General features: G+C 56.8%; 22 protein-coding genes. 10 read left to right on the top strand and 12 right to left on the bottom strand.

Going from position 1 to position 16873, the window contains the following annotated elements; all coding sequences use genetic code 11:
* The 4 genes from rrp42 to A3L10_RS05765 all read left to right on the top strand — a co-directional run bounded on the left by rrp42 (window position 1) and on the right by A3L10_RS05765 (window position 2278).
* Entirely contained in the window at window positions 1-810 is an 810-nt protein-coding gene (gene rrp42, locus A3L10_RS05780; RefSeq protein ID WP_088866755.1) for an exosome complex protein Rrp42, read from the top strand.
* 31 nt (window positions 811-841) lie between these two features.
* A complete protein-coding gene (locus A3L10_RS05775) occupies window positions 842-1138 on the top strand; it encodes a hypothetical protein (protein WP_088866754.1) in 297 nt (98 codons plus the stop codon).
* A 51-nt stretch (window positions 1139-1189) separates the two neighbouring features.
* Window positions 1190-1585: a cell division protein SepF gene (locus A3L10_RS05770; protein ID WP_088866753.1), complete on the top strand. Its 396-nt coding sequence runs from the start codon at window positions 1190-1192 to the stop codon at window positions 1583-1585.
* A 66-nt stretch (window positions 1586-1651) separates the two neighbouring features.
* Window positions 1652-2278, top strand: a complete 627-nt coding sequence (locus tag A3L10_RS05765; protein ID WP_088179808.1) for a ZPR1 zinc finger domain-containing protein — start codon at window positions 1652-1654, stop codon at window positions 2276-2278.
* On the opposite strand, the gene A3L10_RS05760 is transcribed toward A3L10_RS05765, so the two are convergent.
* Window positions 2275-2799 (bottom strand): ASCH domain-containing protein, encoded by a 525-nt coding sequence (locus A3L10_RS05760; RefSeq protein ID WP_088866752.1) that lies wholly within the window; start codon window positions 2797-2799, stop codon window positions 2275-2277. The genes A3L10_RS05765 and A3L10_RS05760 overlap by 4 nt on opposite strands.
* Before the next feature lie 60 nt (window positions 2800-2859).
* On the opposite strand from A3L10_RS05760, the gene A3L10_RS05755 reads away from it, so the two are divergent.
* Window positions 2860-3234 (top strand): hypothetical protein, encoded by a 375-nt coding sequence (locus A3L10_RS05755; RefSeq protein WP_157726905.1) that lies wholly within the window; start codon window positions 2860-2862, stop codon window positions 3232-3234.
* Here A3L10_RS05755 and A3L10_RS05750 read toward each other — a convergent pair.
* The 9 genes from A3L10_RS05750 to A3L10_RS05710 all read right to left on the bottom strand — a co-directional run bounded on the left by A3L10_RS05750 (window position 3231) and on the right by A3L10_RS05710 (window position 11981).
* Window positions 3231-4232, bottom strand: coding sequence for a homoserine dehydrogenase (locus A3L10_RS05750; protein WP_088866750.1), 1002 nt, complete (start codon window positions 4230-4232; stop codon window positions 3231-3233). The genes A3L10_RS05755 and A3L10_RS05750 overlap by 4 nt on opposite strands.
* 46 nt (window positions 4233-4278) lie before the next feature.
* On the bottom strand, window positions 4279-5124 hold the full coding sequence (locus tag A3L10_RS05745; protein ID WP_088866749.1) for a CBS domain-containing protein: 846 nt from the start codon (window positions 5122-5124) through the stop codon (window positions 4279-4281).
* Window positions 5125-5205: 81 nt separating this feature from the next.
* Window positions 5206-6411, bottom strand: a complete 1206-nt coding sequence (locus tag A3L10_RS05740; protein WP_088866748.1) for a sodium ion-translocating decarboxylase subunit beta — start codon at window positions 6409-6411, stop codon at window positions 5206-5208.
* Window positions 6412-6417: 6 nt separating this feature from the next.
* On the bottom strand, window positions 6418-6879 hold the full coding sequence (locus tag A3L10_RS05735; RefSeq protein WP_088866747.1) for an acetyl-CoA carboxylase biotin carboxyl carrier protein subunit: 462 nt from the start codon (window positions 6877-6879) through the stop codon (window positions 6418-6420).
* Between the two features lie 2 nt (window positions 6880-6881).
* Window positions 6882-7250 (bottom strand): OadG family protein, encoded by a 369-nt coding sequence (locus A3L10_RS05730; protein WP_088867548.1) that lies wholly within the window; start codon window positions 7248-7250, stop codon window positions 6882-6884.
* 18 nt (window positions 7251-7268) lie between these two features.
* Window positions 7269-8837 carry a carboxyl transferase domain-containing protein gene (locus tag A3L10_RS05725; protein WP_088866746.1) on the bottom strand — a complete coding sequence of 523 codons (1569 nt, stop codon included), beginning with the start codon at window positions 8835-8837 and terminating at the stop codon, window positions 7269-7271.
* A gap of 98 nt (window positions 8838-8935) precedes the next feature.
* Entirely contained in the window at window positions 8936-9382 is a 447-nt protein-coding gene (locus A3L10_RS05720) for a translation initiation factor IF-2 subunit beta (protein WP_088179815.1), read from the bottom strand.
* A gap of 53 nt (window positions 9383-9435) precedes the next feature.
* Window positions 9436-11487, bottom strand: a complete 2052-nt coding sequence (mcm, locus tag A3L10_RS05715) for a minichromosome maintenance protein MCM (RefSeq protein ID WP_088179816.1) — start codon at window positions 11485-11487, stop codon at window positions 9436-9438.
* Window positions 11487-11981: a hypothetical protein gene (locus tag A3L10_RS05710; protein ID WP_088179817.1), complete on the bottom strand. Its 495-nt coding sequence runs from the start codon at window positions 11979-11981 to the stop codon at window positions 11487-11489. The genes mcm and A3L10_RS05710 overlap by 1 nt, the downstream gene beginning before the upstream one ends.
* Before the next feature lie 155 nt (window positions 11982-12136).
* Between A3L10_RS05710 and A3L10_RS05705 the strand changes: the two genes are divergently transcribed.
* On the top strand, window positions 12137-12649 hold the full coding sequence (locus A3L10_RS05705) for a metallophosphoesterase (protein ID WP_088866745.1): 513 nt from the start codon (window positions 12137-12139) through the stop codon (window positions 12647-12649).
* Window positions 12650-12756: 107 nt separating this feature from the next.
* On the top strand, window positions 12757-13599 hold the full coding sequence (locus A3L10_RS05700) for a hypothetical protein (protein WP_198362064.1): 843 nt from the start codon (window positions 12757-12759) through the stop codon (window positions 13597-13599).
* Here A3L10_RS05700 and A3L10_RS05695 read toward each other — a convergent pair.
* Window positions 13580-14170: a hypothetical protein gene (locus A3L10_RS05695; RefSeq protein WP_088866743.1), complete on the bottom strand. Its 591-nt coding sequence runs from the start codon at window positions 14168-14170 to the stop codon at window positions 13580-13582. The genes A3L10_RS05700 and A3L10_RS05695 overlap by 20 nt on opposite strands.
* Before the next feature lie 89 nt (window positions 14171-14259).
* Between A3L10_RS05695 and rtcA the strand changes: the two genes are divergently transcribed.
* Genes rtcA through A3L10_RS05680 form a run of 3 tightly spaced genes read left to right on the top strand, consistent with a single transcriptional unit; the run spans window position 14260 to window position 16043 of the window.
* Complete coding sequence (gene rtcA, locus A3L10_RS05690; RefSeq protein ID WP_088866742.1) at window positions 14260-15288, top strand: RNA 3'-terminal phosphate cyclase; 1029 nt, start codon at window positions 14260-14262, stop codon at window positions 15286-15288.
* A gap of 46 nt (window positions 15289-15334) precedes the next feature.
* Window positions 15335-15748, top strand: a complete 414-nt coding sequence (locus tag A3L10_RS05685; protein ID WP_088866741.1) for a HEPN domain-containing protein — start codon at window positions 15335-15337, stop codon at window positions 15746-15748.
* Window positions 15723-16043, top strand: coding sequence for a nucleotidyltransferase domain-containing protein (locus tag A3L10_RS05680; RefSeq protein ID WP_088866740.1), 321 nt, complete (start codon window positions 15723-15725; stop codon window positions 16041-16043). The genes A3L10_RS05685 and A3L10_RS05680 overlap by 26 nt, the downstream gene beginning before the upstream one ends.
* On the opposite strand, the gene A3L10_RS05675 is transcribed toward A3L10_RS05680, so the two are convergent.
* Entirely contained in the window at window positions 16019-16864 is an 846-nt protein-coding gene (locus tag A3L10_RS05675) for a TatD family hydrolase (RefSeq protein WP_088866739.1), read from the bottom strand. The two genes, A3L10_RS05680 and A3L10_RS05675, sit on opposite strands and share 25 nt — an antisense overlap.
* Window positions 16865-16873 lie beyond the last annotated feature (9 nt).

Raw genomic sequence — 16873 nt, 5'->3', positions numbered from 1 at the left:
ATGGAAGTGATGGCCAGCATAATGCGCGACCACATCCTGAGCCTCCTCAAGGAGGGCAGGCGCATAGACGGCCGCGGTCTTGAGGATTATCGCGACCTTGAGGTCAGGGTCAACGTCATCGAGAAGGCAGAGGGTTCAGCCTGGGTGAGGCTCGGCAACACCCAGGTTCTCGTCGGCATAAAGGTGGACATGGGCGAGCCCTTCCCCGACCTCCCGGAGAAGGGAGTCATAACGACCAACGTCGAGCTCGTGCCGCTCGCTTCCCCGAGCTTTGAGCCGGGGCCTCCGGACGAGAACGCCATCGAGCTGGCGCGTGTCGTGGACAGGGGTATAAGGGAGAGCGGGGCCGTTGAGCTTGAGAAGCTCGTCATAGTCCCAGGCAAGCTCGTCCGCGTCGTTTTCATAGACGTCCACGTCCTCGACTACGACGGAAACCTCCTCGATGCCAGTGGAATAGGTGCCATAGCGGCCCTGCTGAGCACGAAGATTCCGAAGGTCGTCTACGACGAGGAGAAAGACGAGGTTCAGGTCCTCGACGAGTACGAGCCGCTTCCAGTAACCAGGGTGCCGATTCCGGTGACCATAGCCAAGATAGGCGGCAACCTTCTAGCCGACCCGAACCTCGACGAGGAGCGCGTCATGGACGGCAGGATAACGATAACCACCGACGAGAACGGCATGATCTCCTCGGTCCAGAAGAGCGAGGGCGGCAGCTTCAAGCTGGAGGAGGTAATGTACGCGGTTGACCTCGCTCTGAAGAAGGCCGCCGAGATCAGGGAGAAGGTTCTTGAGGCCGTCAAGGCCGAGTGAACCTTTTCTTTTCACCTTCCAGGTGGTTGCCATGGGGGCTTCCCTTTTCGTTGACGTCATAGCCATCGCGGTGCTGGTGCTTTTCCTGCTCCAGTTCCTCAGGCTGGCCGTTACCGGCGGCTCCAAGAAGGAGCTCTACCTGACGCTTGCACTATTTTCGATTACCCTCGGCGTCTGGCTCATCTACAACGCCTCCTTCACCTGGGGGTGGGACTTCTACACCTACGTACCCCTGGCTTTCGCGGTTGCCACCTTCCTCCTCAGCGTCTTCGGGCTGTTCCGGTTGCGGGAAGAGGAGGGGTTGGGGGGTTTTCAGAAAGAGATATAAACACCAATGCCCAAATTAATCCAGCCTTACGATTAACTGGGGGGAACAGTTATGGGATTGTTTGACAGCCTCAAAAAGAAGGACGAAAAGGCCAAGAGGAAGCCGCCCGCGGCGATTAAAAAGGAGGTTGCTCCTAGGCGTGACATCGATGTCATTCCTCTCGAGGAGGATGTTCTTGCTAAGGAGATAGTCAAGCCCCAGGTCAGGTACCTCAAGAAGATCGTCGTTACCAGCTATGCCGACCTCGAGAGAATCTCTGAGGAGCTCCAGAACGGCAACATAATCCTGGTCGACCTCACCCCGCTTGAGGTCAAGCCGGAGGTTCTTGAGAAGGTTGCCGAGCAGATAAAGGGAATGGTCAGCGCCCTTGGCGGACAGGCCGCTAAAATCTGCAAGCACGAGATAAAGCTGATTCTCGTTCCGGCGGACATCAGGATAACCAAGTGACGGCTTTCTTTTTCTATCCTACGATTTTATAAAGGGTTAATTGAGTCTATTCTTCGGTGGTGAGAGATGACCGAGAGGGAAGGAGAGATTCAGGAAATCCGGCTGGGAGACTGTCCAATATGCGGCGGTAAGGGCACGCTCAAGGCCCTTCAGTACGTTCACGACATTCCTTACTTCGGGAAGGTCATGGAGAGCACGATAATCTGCGAGAAGTGCGGCTACAGAAACGCCGACGTCATGATACTGGAGGACAGGCCTCCGAAGCTCTACAGCGTAAAGGTTGAGGAGGAAAAGGACCTCTTCACCCGCGTCGTGAGGAGTAAGAGTGGAACGATAGAGCTGGAGGAAATCGGCGTCAAGATAGAGCCTGGGCCAGCTGCGGAGGGCTTCGTCACCAACGTCGAGGGAATCCTTGAACGCGTTAGAGAAACGCTGGTAATGGCCAAGCACTTCCGGCAGGGCGAGGGCGACGAGGAGGCCGCCAAAAAGGCCGACGAAATACTCCAGTACATCGAGGAGGTCAAGGAGGGCAAAAAACCGCTCACCGTGAGGATTATGGACCCCCTCGGCAACAGCGCCCTCATCGGCGAGAAAGTGAAGAGCCGGCTTTTGACGCAGGAGGAAATCGAGAGCCTCAGTCTCGGCCCCTACGTAATCGTTGAGCCGGAAGAAGGCGAGGAAAAAGATGATTAGAGATACACGGCCTCCCGCGCCAGGAGGTCCTCTATTAGAGCCCTCACCCAGGGCTTTCTAGTTTTTCTCGAGAGATGGATTATGCCCTCGACGTGAACTCCGTAGCGCTCCCTCATCTCCTCCCTGCTCATGGGCTCCTTGAAGAGGAACGGCCTCTCTATCGTGAATGCGTAACCGTACTCCCTGATATACTCGCCCAGCCAGCGCTTCCCGTTCTCCCCGTGAACCAGGGCCAAACCGCTGGTTTCCTTTGTCATCTCCCAGAGCGTATCGGGGTCGGCCTTTATTACCTCACCCACCTCGAAGCCGCCGGCTATCGTTCCCCTCTGCGTCAGCGTCTGCTCCTCGTGGAGGCCGAGCCTTCTCAGCGTGTCCCTCAGCTCGTAGGGGTTCCCCCTCGCCACGTAGAGGAAAACGGTGTCTCCCTCGCTGAACGCCCTGGCCTTTCTAAGCTCTACCGTTTTCAGTCCGCGGAATATCAGCTCCGCGTAGACCTGGTGGAGCGCTATCACGTGCTCCATGGTTTCACCACAGGTTCTTGGGAGGAAAGCTTAAAAGGTTTGAGCAGGATTTACTCCTTGGTGGAGTTAGTGGAGGTCAGGAGACTGACTGGCATTCGGAAGGGCTACGCATTCCTTCTTGTCGTTCTGTTCTGCTCCTCAATCGTGGCGTATTTAATGAGAATAGACTTTCTTGGAACCTTCTTGTTAACGTTGGGCTTTGGACTACTCTCCCTTTCGGTGGAGAGATACCTCGTTATATTAGATAACGGTGAATACAGGCTCTCTGCTAAAAAGAAGGGCTCCGTCTATGAGGTGAGGGTTCTGAAGGATGGTTCGCCCCTGTGGAGTGGGAAAGTCTCTGATTACGTCAAGGTTGGTGAGCTGGCACTGGATAGGAGAATCGACGGGGTGGCAGTGATCCTCAGAGGGAGAGAGGTAGGGAAGCTCCCCTAAACCTTCAGTGCCGCCTTTATGATGTCGCTCACCACGCCGCTCGCCGTCTCCTTCAGCCCCGCCCCTGCCCCTTTGATGACCAGCTCACCGAGCAGGTCTGTCTTTATAACCGCGGCGTTCTCGTGGCTTTCAACGGCGAGGGGACCGTCGAGGGGCACCTCCCTGGGCTCCACCCTGACATTTCCATCCTCCACCATCGCTACCAGCCTCAGGGTCCTTCCGCGCTCCCTGGCCCTCTTCACGTCCTCTGGGGTTACCTCCACTATGCCCTTAACATGAGCGTCGTTGAATGTCACTGGGTGGAAGGCCAGGCAGTGGAGTATCGTTGCCTTGTATCCGGCGTCTATACCCAGTACATCCCCGCTAGGGTCGCGCTCGGCTATCCCGAGAGCCTGGGCTTCCTTGAGTGCCCCCTCAAAATCCAGCCCGGACTCCATCCGGCTCAGGATGAAGGTCGTGGTGGCGTTTAGAACCGCCTCGATCATCTCCACCGTGTCGCCCTTCAGCCCCTCGCGGAGGAGGGTTATTATCGGTGTTCCCGCCATCACGGTGGCCTCGAAGAGGTATGGGAGGTCCCTCCTTTCCGCCTCCCTCATCAGCTCGGCGTAGTGGAACGCCAGGGGCGGTTTGTTGCTCGTGGCGACGGCTTTCCCGTCCCTCAGCGCCGCCAGGTGCCAGGTGTGGGCGTTTTTGTCGTTGGTGACATCTATAACGACATCCGCGTCGATTTCCCTGACCGCTTCCTCGGGTGTGAAACTGTAAACCTCGTACTCGTTCGTCCATGAGGAAAGCATTCCAAAGTTCTCCTTTACCATGAGCGCCTCCCTGAGGTCTATCCCCTCGGGAAGCCAGACGACGGCGCTGGTGTCAGCTATGCTCACGACCTTGAACTCCAGACCGTACCTCTCGCGGAAGATGGAACCCTTCCCAACCAGAACCCGCGCGAGGGCCCTGCCGACGTTTCCAAAACCGAAGAGAGACAGCCTTACCTCCCTCACGAACATCACCCGTAAGAAAAGGGGAATACCTTAAGCCCTTGCGGGCTCATTTGTTGAGGATGACCTTTATGATGTCCATGTCCCTGACGATGCCGACGAGCTCTCCCTCTCCCTTGATGACGGGCAGCTGCTCGATGTGGTACTGAACCATCTTCTGGGCGACGTCGTAGATGCTCATGTGGGGCGTTGCAACGACGAGCTCGCGGTTCATTATCTCTGAGACGGGCTTCTTGGGGAGCTGGAGCTCGGCCTTCTCGAAGAGGAGCGTCGGGTTGCTTTCGAGTATCCAGTCCTCCTCGCTGGAGGCGGCCAGTGCCGTCTGCTTCATGACCCTTATGACCTCGCTGTCCTTCAGGAGGTCTGTCTCGTCAACCATGCCCACGAGGTTGCCCTCGTCGTCGATGACTGGGATTGCCATCGCGTTGCATAGGAGGAGCGCCTTGAGGGCGGCTTTGAGAGGCGTCCCGTGCCAGACGACGCCGACGTTTTTCTGGTAGTACCTCTCGATGCTAACGTTCTTCAGCTTCTCGTTCTTCGCCAGGTAGCGCCTCACGATATCCCCAACCGTGAGAATTCCCAGAACCTTGTTCTCATCGTCAACCACAACCACGCGCCTGTAATCCATCTCGAGCATGGCCCTAACGGCCTTCTTCAGGTCATCGTTTGGTTTGACGGTGGGAACGTCCCTCTTAACGAGCATCGCGAGCTGCTCCTCATCGGGGTGGAGCAGAACACGCTTTATGCTTATTATTCCGACGAGGGCCTTCGTGTTCTTGTTGATGACGGGGAATGACCTTACTTTGTGCTTCCTGAAGAGGCTGAGGGCGTACTCCCTCGTTGCCGGAAGCTCTATCACCACTGGGTCTGGAGTCATTAAAGTCTTCACACGCATTTCCTTCACCACCGCTTTAACCTAAAGCGCTCTTCTCCTATTTTAAGCTTTTCATTCAAAAATTGACAAAAAGGTGGGAAGTCACCCGAGAACCGCCAGGAAAACTCCAGCGGCCACAGCAGTCCCTATGACTCCGGCAACGTTCGGACCCATCGCGTGCATGAGGATGAAGTTTCCTGGGTCCTCTTCGCTGGCCATCCTCTGAACGACGCGCGCCGACATCGGGACCGCCGAAACTCCCGCGGCGCCTATCATCGGGTTTATTCTTCCTCCGGAGAGCTTCATCATGAGCTTTCCGAAGAGCACGCCGCCGGCGGTGGCGCTGGCGAAGGCGACCACTCCGAGGCCAAGGATCATCAGTGTCTGGGCTGTGAGGAAGCTGTCGGCCCTCATAGTCGAACCGACGCCCAGGCCGAGGAATATGGTGACGATGTTCATCAGCTCCTCCTGGGCAGCTTTGCTGAGCCTCTCGACGACGCCGCTCTCCCTGAACAGGTTGCCTATCATGAGCATTCCAACGAGCGGAGCGGCACTGGGAACGAGAAGGCCGATGACGATCATGCTGATTATCGGGAAGATTATCTTCTCCCTCTTGGACACGGGCCTGAGCTGCTCCATCCTTATGCGCCTCTCCTCCTTGCTCGTGAGGGCCCTTATGATCGGTGGCTGAATCAGCGGGACCAGACTCATGTAGCTGTAGGCAGCTACCGCCGTAGCTCCGAGTATCTCCGGTGCAAGCTTCGTGGTAAGGTATATCGTCGTCGGCCCGTCGGCGCCGCCTATGATGCCTATGCTTGCCGCCTGGTGGAGGTTGAAGCCGAGCGCCAGGGCGGTGAGCATCGCTATGAACACACCTATCTGCGCCGCCGCACCCATGAGTGCCGTCTTCGGGTCGGCTATCATCGGACCGAAGTCCGTCATCGCTCCCAGACCGAAGAATATCAGGAGCGGGACGATTTCCGTCCTTATAAGGGTGTAATAGATGATATCAAAGATTCCGGGCGGGCCGTACTGCTGGTTGAGGTAGCTGAGAGTTGCGAATATGTTGTCCGCTATATGCTCCGGAAGGTTCGGGGCTATGGGCCAGTTGGCCAGGTGGCCGAGGGGTATGTTCACCAGCACCGCGCTGATACCTATCGGGAGCAGCAGGAGCGGCTCCATCTCGTATCTTATGGCCAGGTACACCAGCGTGAGGCCGACTATTATCATTATCACGTTGCCCGCCGTGAGGTTCATCAGTCCCATGCCCTGGAAGAACGTTATTATCGATTCCACGAGTCCAACCATGGCCCTTCACCCTAGTTCTATTAGTGTTTGTCCGGTGTCGACGGTGTCGCCTTCTTTTACGAGGATTTTCTTCACTACTCCATCCTTTGGTGCTGGAATCTCATTCTCCATTTTCATTGCTTCGAGGATTAGGAGTCCTTGGCCGGTTTTGACTTCATCGCCTTCTTTGACGAGGATTCTCAGAATCTTTCCCGGCATTGGGGCGGTGACTGCACCCTCCCCGGCCGGGGCGGGAGTTGGCGCCGCCGGAGCAACCGGGGCTGGAGCCGGAGCAGCAACGGGCGCAGGCGAAGGAACAGCAGCTGCAGGGGCAGCACTGGCGCTCAGGGCGCTCATATCTATTCCCAGACCCTTCGCCTCAACGGTGTACTCCTTGTCCTCAAAGGCAACCTTAAAGCGGCCCATTCCAAGCTCCTCAACCTCAACCTCGTACTCAACACCATCCACGATGACCTTGACCTTCGCCATCTTCACCACTTCCCAAGTTCGTAGTTGAAGTCCTCAACTTCCTCCATGCTCGACTGGACGCCGTAGAGGCGCCAGGCGTCTGAAACTTTCCTCTTGAACGGCAGCGGCCTGAGCTGTGAAGCCTTCTCGGCGGTGTACGCGAGAACCGCGGCCGTTATGACCGCGAGGTCCCTCGGGGGTATGGCCGGCTTTTCCTCCTTGGCCTCGACCTCTGAGGGTGGAACCGGAGCGGGGGCTGGCTTTTCCCGCTCCACCAGCCTTCTCTCGGTCCAGCCAACCGCGTAGAGAACGACCGCCAGGATGCTGAGCACCATGAAGACTATTGTGACACCCAGCACCGTCAGGTTCAGGCCCTCCATGAACTCGCTCATCACGACCATGCTAACACCTCACAGCGGTATGTTGCCGTGCTTCTTCGGCGGCAGCTTAACGCGCTTGCTCTCCATGGCCTCGAGGGCTAAGACTATCTTTGCCCTCGTCTCGGCCGGGTCGATGACGTCGTCTATGTAGCCCCTCGCCGCTGCAACGTACGGGTTGGCGAAGCGCTCCCTGTACTCCTGTATCTTCTGCTGGCGAACCTCCTCCGGGTTCTCGGCTTGAGCTATCTCCTTTCTGAAGATGATGTTGGCGGCTCCCTCCGGGCCCATGACCGCTATCTCTGCGGTGGGCCAGGCGAAGACGAAGTCAGCTCCAAGGTGCTTGCTTCCCATGGCGAGGTAGGCACCGCCGTAGGCCTTCCTGAGGATTATCGTGACCAGCGGAACGGTTGCCTCGGAGTAGGCGTAGAGGACCTTTGCACCGTGCCTTATGATTCCACCGTACTCCTGCTGGGTTCCCGGGAGGTAGCCCGGAACGTCAACGAGGGTGACTATCGGGATGTTGAAGGCGTCGCAGGTTCTAACAAACCTGGCAATCTTGTCGGAGCTGTCTATGTCGAGAACGCCGGCGAAGTGTATCGGGTTGTTGGCGACTATACCGACGGTCTGGCCGTTCATCCTTCCGAATCCAACGACCGCGTTCGGGGCGAAGTAGGGAAGGATTTCAAGGAAGTCCGGGTTGCCGTTCTCGTCCCTGTCAACTATCTCGTAGATGACCCCCCTCACGTCGTAGCCCTTGTTCGGGTCGTCCGGGACTATGGAGTAGAGGCTCTCGGTCTTCCTGAAGGGCAAATCGCTCGTCTTGACGCGCGGCGGCTTCTCCATGTTGTTGGAGGGCAGGTAGCTCACGAGGCGCCTTATGAGCGCCAGAACCTCCTCATCGCTCTTACCGACCAGGTGGGCCTGTCCGGCGCGCTGGGCGTGGACCATGGCTCCACCGAGCTGGGTCGGCGTGACCTCCACACCAGTCACGGCCTTGACGACCTGCGGGCCGGTGATGAACATGAAGCTCGCCGGGTTGTCCACCATGAGGATGAAGTCTCCTATCGCCGGGCTGTAGACGGCTCCGCCAGCGCAGGGCCCCATTATCGCGGTTATCTGCGGAACGACACCGCTGAGAATGGTGTTCATCTTGAAAATCTCGCCGTAGCCCTTGAGCGAGTCAACACCCTCCTGGATTCTGGCACCGCCGGAGTCGTTGAGGCCTATCACAGGCGCTCCAGCCTCGAGTGCCAGCTCCATTACGCGCTTTATCTTGGCCGCGTGCATCTCACCGAGGGAACCGCCCATGACGGTGAAATCCTGGGCAAAAACGAAGACGAGCCTTCCATCGATGGTACCGTAGCCGGTGATGACACCGTCCGCGGGCAGTTCCTTCTTGTCCATGCCGAACTCGGTTCCGCGGTGCCTGACGAACGCGCCTATTTCAACGAAGCTTCCGGGGTCGAGGAGCTTCTCAATCCTCTCGCGTGCGGTTAGCTTCCCCTTAGCGTGCTGTTTTTCGACGGCCTTTTCGCCGCCCATCTCAAGAATCTTCCTTTTTCTCTCATACAGGTCGTTAACCTTCTCTTCCATGCTCATGAGAACTCCCCCTGACTGCTGAGAGTGTCGCCTACTTGTAGTTTGTAAAGTTTAAAAGAGTTTTTATCGACCGTCAAACCCTGAAAAGAAAAGGGAATTCAAAGGTGCTGAATAGGCGTTTCGGCACCGCAGGCCTCACACTTGAGGAAGTGGAAGCGTCCGCGCTTGATAATCTTCGTATCCGGACTTCCACAGACCGGACAGATGACGTAGTCCTTGAGGTACTTCTTCATCTTGTTGCCTATCAGGTACGGTGTGAAGCGTCCCTGCAGGACGACGCGCCTTCCCTCAAGCGTTCCAGCCGTTGCCACCTCGCGCAGAATGAACTTGAGCAGGTGGTTCGGGTCGCGGTTCATAGCCTCGGCTATGTCCACGAAGTTCTCGATTATAGTTCTGTTTCCAGCTATCGTGACGACCGCGGCCGGAACCTCGAAACGGGAAGTGTGATGCTTGACGTTCTCGGGAAGCTCCTCGTAAGCCTTATCGAGCAGACCCTCGAAATCGTAAAAGTCAACCTTCTTCTCGCTCACTTTCCTCACCTCCATCTTAACTACCGGGAGACGTTTATAACCTTTTGGCGTGGGGAAAAGGGTGGGAATCAGAGCACGCGGTAGAAGCCCGCGCGTGGCTCGTATATCCTGGCGTCGCGCTTGAGGTCGTTGATGAGCTTCTTTATCTCGTTCTCCGAGCCGAGACCGGCCTGCTTTGCCGCCTCGAGTATCCTGTCCTCCGGGGCTCCGAACTCTCCCTCGCTCTCTAGGCTCTTTATGATGTCAACCATCCTGTCGATCTTGTTTATCTTCTTGGAGCTCTTGCCGACTTCCAGTATCGAGACGTCCAGCGTCCCCTCCTCGTCAACTGCTATCTTCCTTATCATGTCCTCGATTATCGCTATCGCCGCCCTCGCGTCCTCCCTGGTGACGGTTTCACTGAGGCGCATCCTGGCGTGGGCCTCGCTGAGCCTTATCAGGGCCTCGAGCTGCCTCGCGGTTATGGGAATCGGCTGCACGCCGTCGTCCTCGCCCGGTCTCTTAAAGCCCTTCCTCATCCTGACGTAGTAGCGCTTTATCTCCTCCATCGCCTCCCTGCTCAGAACGGGATGGACGTTCTTTCTCGCGTAGGCTATGTACTTCTTGAGCAGCTCGTAGGGTATCTTGGGCGTAACGGCTTCCGCCTCGCCGCGGCGCACCTTGAGGATGTGCTCGGCTATCGATGAGTCGACCTTCTCGTCCGGTTCGTCGAGGAGCAGGAAGATGAGGTCGAAACGGCTGAGCAGGGTCGGTGGAAGGTCGAGCTGCTCCGGGAGGGACTTGTGGCGGTTGAAACGGCCGTATTTCGGATTAGCTGCCGCTATAACCGTCGTCCTCGCGTTCAGGGTTGCGGTTATGCCCGCCTTGGAGATGCTGATGGTCTGCTGCTCGAGTGCCTCGTGTATCGCGCTCCTGTCCCTGTCGCTCATCTTGTCGAACTCGTCGATTAACGCGAATCCACCGTCCGCTAAGACAAGAACACCGGCCTCAAGAACCCACGAACCGGTGAACTCGTCGCGAACCGCTGCGGCCGTCAAACCGGCTGCACTTGAGCTCTTACCGCTCGTGTAAATCGCTCTCGGCGCCAGGTTGGCAACGTAGCGGAGAATTTGGGATTTGGCCACTCCAGGATCTCCAACGAGCAGAACGTGGCTCTCACCGCGAAGCTTCGTTCCGTCCGGGAGAGTTCTCTGTACACCGCCGAAGAGTGCCAGGGCTATGCCCTTCTTAACCGTCTTGTGGCCCCATATGGCGGGAGCTATGGAGTCAACGATGGCATCGACGATGTCCTTCCTCTTGGCCAGCTCGCGTATCTTCTGCTCGTCCTCCGGTGAAATCTCCAGCTCCTCAATCTCCTTACTGAGCTGCTCTATGTGGTTTACCTCCAGAACCTTCTTGAATATCGGCCTCTTGTCCTTCTGCTCCAGAATGACCCTGAGGATTCCGGTGGCGAGGATTCTATCGCCCGGCAGGGCGGTATCCACCAGGTCGTCGAGGAGTATCGCATCAACGAAGCGCGGCATCTGGCCGCCTTTGAGGCTCTCGGGCCTGTCCTGGAGGCGGAAGCTCTGGAAGTTTATGAAGCGGCTCTTCTCGACGTCGAGATCGACGTTTCTGGAACCGCAGGCATCGCACTTGCTCGGCTTGACTATGTTCTCGTAGGGCCTCTGGAGGCGAACCATTTCGTTGCCGCAGTCCTTGCAGACGAAGACGGCTTTCTCGACGAAGGGCTTCACCTCGCTCACGCGCGTGATTATACCCTCCACCTGAATGAGCCTGTTTATGTGCTCGCTCCCGAGTTCCTTGACGAGGAGAGTCCTTGGAAGGTTGTAGAACCTCGCGTGAACCTTGAACTCCTCCTCCTTGAGAAGGGGCGGCTCGCGGAGAACTATTTGAATGGCATCCTCCGCGGCGAGTATGCTCTCCTCGGGGTTTTCAAGGAGCTCTCCAGCAAGCTCCGGATCGAAGGAGTTGAGATGCGTCCAGTCTATCGCCAGTGAGCGCTTTGGGGTAACCGTGAGCAAATCCTTGAGCTTGTTCAGGTAGACCTCGTTTCCGCTGTCGTCCACGTACTCCCTCAGAAAGCGTGCGTACCTTTCTATCATGTCCTCCCTGTCCATCACTCCTCACCCAGCCACTCGTTTCTGATTCTGGAAAGCTGGAGGTATATCCTCCTCTCCTCCGGCGAGAGCCGTGAGAGGAGTTCCAGGCTGTTGGGCCTCAGCATAACCGCCTTCAGGATTTTGTTGAAGCGTATCGTCTTCAGGTGCTCCAGCTTCTTCTTCAGGTTTGCGAGCTTGGTCAGTTTGACGTTTATTGTCTCTATCCCCTCTCCGGCGTTCATCCTCACGTAGTTCTCCAGGTAATACATGTAGAACTCGGCCCTCTCGTACAGTCCGGCAGGCAGGGGCATCAGGGGCTCGTTCTCACGCTCCTCCGCTATCGCGCGGTCTATCTCTCCTATGACCTTGTCGGTCTCATCGATAACCTCGACTATCTTGGCCTCCCAGAGTTCCTTCGCCTTCCAGTCCTCAAGGAGAACGACGTCGCCGGCGCTCCAGTCTCCCAGAGGACGGAGGATTTTAACCGCTATGACGGCTCTACCGGTGAACATGACATCACCCTCTCGAATATACCCATCCTCCCAAAGACCTATTAATTTTGCTATTGTTTTTTGCCCGGATTTTCTATGAAAAAATCTGGGAGTTTTCACATATTTTCACGGTTAATCCTATAAGCCTTGAGGGTGTAATCCTCATGGGTGAGGGCATGCTGATAGGGATAATGAGCGATACCCACGATAACCTGCCCGCCATTGCAAAGGCGGTCGAGCTGTTCAACGAGAGGAACGTTGAGCTGGTCATTCATGCGGGTGATTACGTTGCCCCATTCGTTGCTAGGGAACTCAAGAAGCTCAAGGCGCCCCTTAAGGGTGTTTTCGGCAACAACGACGGCGAAAGGAAAGGCCTCTACGAGGCGCTGGGCATCTACGACGAGATACTGGAAATCGAGGCCGACGGCATGAAGATAGCCGTAACCCACGGCACCGACGAGCGCATCGTCCGTGCGCTTGCCAGGAGCAAGCTATACGACGTTGTCATAGTCGGCCACACCCACCGCTACGAGATACGCGAGGAGGGCAGGACCATACTCGTCAACCCCGGCGAGGTCTGCGGTTACGTTACAGGAGTGAAGAGCGTCGCCCTGCTCGACACCAGGAAGAGGGAGGTGCAGATAGTCAACCTCGACACCGGAGAGCTCCTGGGGGCAATGAGTCTCTAAAGAGTGTCTCTAACGAGCGTCTCTAAAGAGGGTCTCTGAAGGCCTCCCAACTTCCCGCGCTCTCGATTTTTGGTCATCAAATCAGCAGAAACGAACCGGCGATGGGTATGGAGGACATACTGATTCCGAAGGAAAGGCACGACGCGGTCGTGCTGATAGGGGTTGACCGCGGTGAAAACGTGGAATTCATCAAGGTCTACGCGGTCAGCGAGGAGAAGGCAAAGCAGACCCTTGAGGAGTTCTTCAGTGCCAAGGGCCTCTTCCCCGGCGACTACCGTCTCGTCAGCAGGGGGAGCGAGGAAGTCGGGGAGAGGAAGGCGATAACAACGAAGAGTGAGGCCTCGCTCAGCGCCTCCCTCGCCCGGCTCGGCCTCAGGCTACTCTCCAACGGGGTTCTCTACCTGGAGGGCGTTGAGAGGATCTACCAGTTCACGCTCGTCAGTGAGGCTCTCTATCAGCGCATAACCTTCGAAAAGGGGGAGGATGTGAAGGAAGAGCCCGTTCCCGAGTTCGAGCCACTGGATGTGTTCTCGCTCGGCGTTGACGTTCTCGTCGAGAATCTGAGGGGAACCGAGCTGGGAGAAGTCCTCCCTCCAGACACGGTTCTTCTAAGGGAGCCGCCGCTTAAGGAAGTCTACGAACTGCTTGAAAAGGAGAGGGATTTTCCAATTGTTGTGGAAACGAAGGACGCAGGGAAGTATTCCTCCTTGGATTTTCCCGCCATCGTCCGCCTTCCGCCCCTCACCGTCGAGGAGTTCGCGGCAGAGCTATCGGAGAGACTGGGCTTCAGGGTTGAGCCGGAGCGTTTCCTTGACTATCCTCCTGAGAGGCTGAATCTGAGAAACGTTGATGCCCTGGCCAGGCTGGTCAGGGCCCTCATGGCACGGAAGCGGCTTTCTCCTGAGGAGGCCCTTTCCCTCGCTGTGAGGCTCAACCTCGGAGGGCCTTGAAGTAGCGAACGACCATCCCGCGGAAATCTCTGTTGTGCTTGCCGAGGGCGGCGTTTACAAGCTCCCTGAGCCCGGCTTCCCCGGACAGGTAGCTTAAGAGCAAAGCATCCTCAACGCTCAGCTCACTCAAAAAGTCCGCCTTGGCCAGAAACTCGGAGCGGTCTGAAGTTCTCTCCCTGAGCTCCACGATTCTTTTGAGGTACGGTCGTACCTTCTCTTCCCGCCTCTCGAACTCCAGCCAGTCTATGGCCGTTGAGGTCTCCACCCGGATGTACTCCCAGGGTTCTCTGAGGTAGTCCCCAACGACGTTCCCCAGCTCTGAGCCCAGAATCTTCAGCCTGAACTCTTCGAACCTCTGGTAATCGTCACTCAGGCGTTTCCTGTCCACCACGTCGAGACTTGCGAAGACGACCAGCGCAGTGAGGTAACACCCGACCGCCAGAGGAGCTTCCGGTACAACCAGTGTATCTCCCGAAATCGTGGCAACGGGGCCCCTCTCCCTCCGGAGGTTCTCGATGGGCATGCCCAGGGGATAGCTCATGCTCTTGATGCAGAACTCAAGTTCGTCCATACTCACACCGCTTGGAGTTGGCTTCACCGAGTAAAAGCCTTTCGGCAAAATTTTTAGCGTTCCCATCGAAACTCCTAACGGTGGGAGAGATGATAGTGATAGACGGTTCCTACGGCGAGGGTGGGGGGCAGATACTGAGGACCGCCATAGCCCTCTCCGTCATCACCGAAAAGCCTGTTAAAATCGTCAAGATTCGCGCGAACAGACCAAACCCCGGTCTCAGACCGCAGCACCTCCACGGGATTTTGGCCTTGAAGGAGCTGAGCGGCGCAAGTGTTAAGGGCGCCCAGGTCGGTTCTACCGTCCTTGAGTTTATACCCAGAAAGGCCGAGCCAAGGCACGTCCGCGTTCCCATAAAGACCGCCGGTAGTATAACCCTCGTGCTTCAGGCTTTGCTCCCTGCGATGGCCTTCACGGGCGGGAGCTTTGAGATAACCGGCGGAACCGACGTTCCGTGGAGCCCTCCGGTTGATTACCTGAAGAACGTAACGCTCTACGCCCTCGGGAGGATTGGGATTGAGGCTGAACTTGAAATCAGACGGAGAGGGCACTACCCGAAGGGTGGAGGGCTGGTGGTTGGGAGGATTGAGCCCTGGGGGGAGAGGAAGCCCCTGAATGCCATTGAGTGGGGCAAGGTGGAGCGCTTCGCAGGGGTAAGCCATGCCACCAATCTGCCGGCCCACGTCGCCGAGAGACAGGCAAAGGCTGCCAGGGAGAGGCTTGAAGAGCTTTACAGCGTCCCAGTCGAGATAGAGACCGAGGTTTCTCGCTCCCTCGGGCCGGGAAGCGGCATCGTTCTCTGGGCTGAAACCGATTCGTTGAGGCTCGGGGGGGATGCCCTTGGAAAACGCGGAAAGCCCGCCGAGGTTGTTGGCAGGGAGGCCGCCGATGAGCTTCTCGACCAGCTGACCGGCGGAAAAGCGGTTGACAGGTTCCTCGGCGACCAGCTGATACCGTTCTTAGCTTTCGCTGGTGGAGAGATAGGGGTAACGGAGATAACCAGCCACCTCGTCACAAACGTCTGGGTCGTGGAGCAGTTCCTTGGCAAAATCTTTGAAGTGGAGGGAGAAATCGGCGAGCCCGGGATTGTGAGGGTGGTGAGGAGGGTGGAGGTCTGACGAAGGGGTTAAATACATTGTAGACCAAATTTACCGTGGTGGGAAGATGGCCGTTCCGGAAGAGGTCGCTAAGCATATTGAACTTGCAGAGGAGGAGCTATCCTCCGCCCAGCTACTTCTCCAGAATGGAAGACTCAGGGACGCTATAAGCCGCGCCTACTACTCCATGTTTCATGCGGCAAGAGCCCTGCTTCTAATGAAGGGGGTAAATCCTAAAAAGCATTCCGGTGTTGTGAGGATGTTTGGCCTTCACTTTGTAGATGAGGGCTTTATTGAGAAGGTCTATGCTAAATACTTGACCTCCGCCTTTTCTTTAAGGTCGCGAGCAGATTACGACGTTTATTACACTCCCTCCACAGAGGAAGCCGAGAGCGTAGTCGAAAACGCCGAGCGTTTCCTTGAGAGGATAAAGCGAGCATTGGAGGGGAGTACCCATGGGAAAGAAAGCCTCAGCCCTTGATGAATTCCTCAGGAGAGTGGAGGATCAATTTGGCCATTCCATCGAAAATATCGTGCTCTTCGGCTCCTACGCGAGAGGAGACTACGACGAGGAGAGCGATATAGACGTCCTTATCGTGGGTGACGTTGATTTCGATGAGCTGATGAATATTGTTACTGATATTCTCCTCGAATACGGGGAGCTGATAAGCCCGGTAGTCATAAAGCCAGGGGAGTTTAAAAGAAGGGAGGACAGCTTCATAAAGACGGTTTTAAGGGAGGGAAAGGTACTCTACTCCTCAACCTCTACCTCATAGACCTTCCTCGGGTTCTCGACGTGAATCTTGTAAACGTCCTCCTCGGTGAAGAGGCCGTTCTGTAGGAACGCCTTCGTCCTCTTCGGCACGGTCTTCGGCCCGAGCACTGCTCCCGGACGGCGCTTGTCGTCTATGTAGTCGGTCTCCATCATGAAGCGGTTGCCCTGCTCTATCGCCGCCTTGATGTTCTTCTTGCTGGCTATTATGCTCGGGAAGACCCCGACCTCCTCTGCCACCTTAACGAGCGGCGGCGAGAAGTGTTTGACGACCTTGTACGGCTTTATTCCAACCTCCCTCACGTATTCCCCAAGCTCCCTGAACCTCTCCTCGTCGAAGCTCTCGGTATGAAGCTGAACCGCGCAGTCGGCTTCCTTCGCTAAGCCCATCCCGTACTTCATAAGCTCTATGCTCGCCTCCCAGATTTCCTCGCTCACCTCGTAGTGCGGCCTGCCTATCTCGCCTATGGCTATGGCCTTTCCCTCAAGGCAGAGCCTCTGGGCGTATTTGAGGGCCTTCATGACCTCATCCTTGGCGTATTCGAGGCCTTTCTGCTCTGCGAGATAAACGAACTCCGCGGGGTGCACACCGACGACGGCATATGCCTTGACGGGCGTTTCCCTGTTGATCTTCTCGACGAGCTCGATGTGGAAGTCCATCGCCTTCATGAAGTCCTCCGCCTTCAGCCCAGGGAAGCCGTAGTCGTGGGCCGTCTTATAGACCACGACGAGATGAGTCCCTCCAGCGCGGTGGAACTGCTTGACTGCTTCAAGGAAGAGCCCCTTGTATGGGTCAACGTGGAAGTGGTCGTCCCAGATTATCATACCATCACC

Source organism: Thermococcus radiotolerans (genome assembly GCF_002214565.1).
Classification (GTDB): domain Archaea; phylum Methanobacteriota_B; class Thermococci; order Thermococcales; family Thermococcaceae; genus Thermococcus; species Thermococcus radiotolerans.
The sequence above is the reverse complement of the archived record's forward strand: the minus strand, read 5'-3'. Positions and strand labels throughout refer to the sequence as shown.

What these genes read in the sequence shown, in the direction of transcription:
- rrp42 (WP_088866755.1), top strand. Translation starts at nt 1, where the DNA reads ATGGAAGTGATGGCCAGCATAATGCGCGACCACATCCTGAGCCTCCTC.
- A3L10_RS05775 (WP_088866754.1), top strand. Translation starts at nt 842, where the DNA reads ATGGGGGCTTCCCTTTTCGTTGACGTCATAGCCATCGCGGTGCTGGTG.
- A3L10_RS05770 (WP_088866753.1), top strand. Translation starts at nt 1,190, where the DNA reads ATGGGATTGTTTGACAGCCTCAAAAAGAAGGACGAAAAGGCCAAGAGG.
- A3L10_RS05765 (WP_088179808.1), top strand. Translation starts at nt 1,652, where the DNA reads ATGACCGAGAGGGAAGGAGAGATTCAGGAAATCCGGCTGGGAGACTGT.
- A3L10_RS05760 (WP_088866752.1), bottom strand. Translation starts at nt 2,799, where the DNA reads ATGGAGCACGTGATAGCGCTCCACCAGGTCTACGCGGAGCTGATATTC.
- A3L10_RS05745 (WP_088866749.1), bottom strand. Translation starts at nt 5,124, where the DNA reads ATGCGTGTGAAGACTTTAATGACTCCAGACCCAGTGGTGATAGAGCTT.
- A3L10_RS05740 (WP_088866748.1), bottom strand. Translation starts at nt 6,411, where the DNA reads ATGGTTGGACTCGTGGAATCGATAATAACGTTCTTCCAGGGCATGGGA.
- A3L10_RS05735 (WP_088866747.1), bottom strand. Translation starts at nt 6,879, where the DNA reads ATGGCGAAGGTCAAGGTCATCGTGGATGGTGTTGAGTACGAGGTTGAG.
- A3L10_RS05730 (WP_088867548.1), bottom strand. Translation starts at nt 7,250, where the DNA reads ATGAGCGAGTTCATGGAGGGCCTGAACCTGACGGTGCTGGGTGTCACA.
- A3L10_RS05725 (WP_088866746.1), bottom strand. Translation starts at nt 8,837, where the DNA reads ATGAGCATGGAAGAGAAGGTTAACGACCTGTATGAGAGAAAAAGGAAG.
- A3L10_RS05720 (WP_088179815.1), bottom strand. Translation starts at nt 9,382, where the DNA reads ATGGAGGTGAGGAAAGTGAGCGAGAAGAAGGTTGACTTTTACGATTTC.
- mcm (WP_088179816.1), bottom strand. Translation starts at nt 11,487, where the DNA reads ATGGACAGGGAGGACATGATAGAAAGGTACGCACGCTTTCTGAGGGAG.
- A3L10_RS05710 (WP_088179817.1), bottom strand. Translation starts at nt 11,981, where the DNA reads ATGTTCACCGGTAGAGCCGTCATAGCGGTTAAAATCCTCCGTCCTCTG.
- A3L10_RS05705 (WP_088866745.1), top strand. Translation starts at nt 12,137, where the DNA reads ATGCTGATAGGGATAATGAGCGATACCCACGATAACCTGCCCGCCATT.
- A3L10_RS05700 (WP_198362064.1), top strand. Translation starts at nt 12,757, where the DNA reads ATGGAGGACATACTGATTCCGAAGGAAAGGCACGACGCGGTCGTGCTG.
- A3L10_RS05695 (WP_088866743.1), bottom strand. Translation starts at nt 14,170, where the DNA reads ATGGACGAACTTGAGTTCTGCATCAAGAGCATGAGCTATCCCCTGGGC.
- rtcA (WP_088866742.1), top strand. Translation starts at nt 14,260, where the DNA reads ATGATAGTGATAGACGGTTCCTACGGCGAGGGTGGGGGGCAGATACTG.
- A3L10_RS05685 (WP_088866741.1), top strand. Translation starts at nt 15,335, where the DNA reads ATGGCCGTTCCGGAAGAGGTCGCTAAGCATATTGAACTTGCAGAGGAG.
- A3L10_RS05680 (WP_088866740.1), top strand. Translation starts at nt 15,723, where the DNA reads ATGGGAAAGAAAGCCTCAGCCCTTGATGAATTCCTCAGGAGAGTGGAG.
- A3L10_RS05675 (WP_088866739.1), bottom strand. Translation starts at nt 16,864, where the DNA reads ATGATAATCTGGGACGACCACTTCCACGTTGACCCATACAAGGGGCTC.